This window comes from Massilia sp. CFBP9012, assembly GCF_034045115.1.
In the GTDB taxonomy this organism is placed as follows: Bacteria; Pseudomonadota; Gammaproteobacteria; order Burkholderiales; family Burkholderiaceae_D; genus Telluria.
Map to the genome: position 1 here is coordinate 1 of NZ_JAXCWM010000033.1, position 1,439 is coordinate 1,439.

Consider the following 1,439-nt stretch of genomic DNA (forward strand, 5'->3'; position numbering starts at 1 on the left):
GCCCACACTTATCGACTGTTAATTTTTAAAGAACTTTATTCGGTGCTGCTTCATCTGCTGTTTGCTTCGAATCGTTTTGTTCGTCAGCAGCAGAGAAGAGAGAGTATGAAGCGTTTTTTAGATCTCGTCAACCCTCTTTTTCCTTCCGCTTTTCGCTGCCTGGAAGGCTGCGTCTGCGTCGGGAGAACGAGACTATAACAAACCGATGACAGATCCCGCAAGCCCCGTCTTACCCATTTCGCATTCCCAGCGATAGATCGGAACTATCAACCTCTTCAATATTATTTGCTTTCAACTATAAGCGAGAATCATTATCATTTGGCTCTACAGTCAGCAACCGAAGCGAAGAGGCAACACCATGGTCATCGCAGCCAAGAAAACCAGCCAGGTCATCACCCACATGACGATCGCCTTCGCAATCGCCTATGCGATGACGGGCTCGGTCATGTTCAGCGGCCTGGCCATCATCATCGAACCAGTGATCAACGTCCTCCTCCTCCCGTTCCATGAAAAAGCCTGGGCGGCCATCCGCGAGGGAGCGAAATCGGCTCGCGAACGCTATATGCGCATTGCCGCTGAAAAGGTCAGCCAGACGCTCATGCACATGGTCGTGGCTTTTGCCGTCATCTATGGCGCGACCGGCTCGCTCGCCTTCGGTGGCCTGGCCGCCATCCTCGAACCGATCTGCAATGTGCTGCTGCTTCCCATCCACGACCGGTTCTGGGACAAGCTCGAACTGCGCATCAACAGTGGAATGCACGCCGCCTGAACCGGTCGCTCCAGTCACCCTAGCCCGCCAGTCACCAACCGGCGGACTTTTTTATTAGAGCGGCTTCGTTACAGGTTCGGAAGCCACATCGCAATCGTCGCCATCCCGATTCCGAGACCTATTGCCAGTGTCATGACCATGAGCACGCCTGCTGTCGACAATGGCACTGTACGGCTCTCGCTTTCCTTCGCGCGGAAGTAGATCTCGAGCAAGGCGAGCGGCAGCAGATACTGCAGGAAGGTCAAGATATCGAGTGCCGGACCCCGGAACGTCGCCGGATCGAAGCCTACGGGCCCACCATTCACGGCAATCCAGAACATCAATCCCACGCGAAAGAACCACACACCGCTGGCAAGCATGAACAGCCGCAGCGCCCAGCGTCGATGGGCATCCATTCGCCGCGCCAGCGCATGGCGCAGTACCAGCGTCGCGGCCATCAGGATCAGGACCGCGTTGATGGTCATGGCAGTATGCTGGACGAGTCCGCCGAGTTGGCTGCGATTCCATACCAGCCATGTGCATGAGATACGCCGCTGCCGTTTGGAGGACGCATCGGGACGATTTCCTGGAAAGCGGCGCCGGAAAGCAAAAAACCCCACCAGGATCACCTGGTGGGGTTTTTCATATAACTAGCCTGACGATAACCTACTTTCACACTGGTTGCAGCACT

At 55.6% G+C, this 1,439-nt stretch carries 3 protein-coding genes; 2 read left to right on the plus strand and 1 reads right to left on the minus strand.

What is annotated here, in order from left to right:
* Both SOM61_RS26385 and SOM61_RS26390 read left to right on the plus strand, forming a co-directional pair.
* Positions 1 to 198 (plus strand): hypothetical protein (locus SOM61_RS26385; RefSeq protein WP_320476827.1); only part of this gene is annotated, 198 nt, incomplete at its 5' end.
* A 160-nt stretch (positions 199 to 358) separates the two neighbouring features.
* A complete protein-coding gene (locus tag SOM61_RS26390) occupies positions 359 to 769 on the plus strand; it encodes a DUF2061 domain-containing protein (RefSeq protein ID WP_320476828.1) in 411 nt (136 codons plus the stop codon).
* 68 nt (positions 770 to 837) lie between these two features.
* On the opposite strand, the gene SOM61_RS26395 is transcribed toward SOM61_RS26390, so the two are convergent.
* Entirely contained in the window at positions 838 to 1,233 is a 396-nt protein-coding gene (locus SOM61_RS26395; RefSeq protein WP_320476829.1) for a hypothetical protein, read from the minus strand.
* Positions 1,234 to 1,439 lie beyond the last annotated feature (206 nt).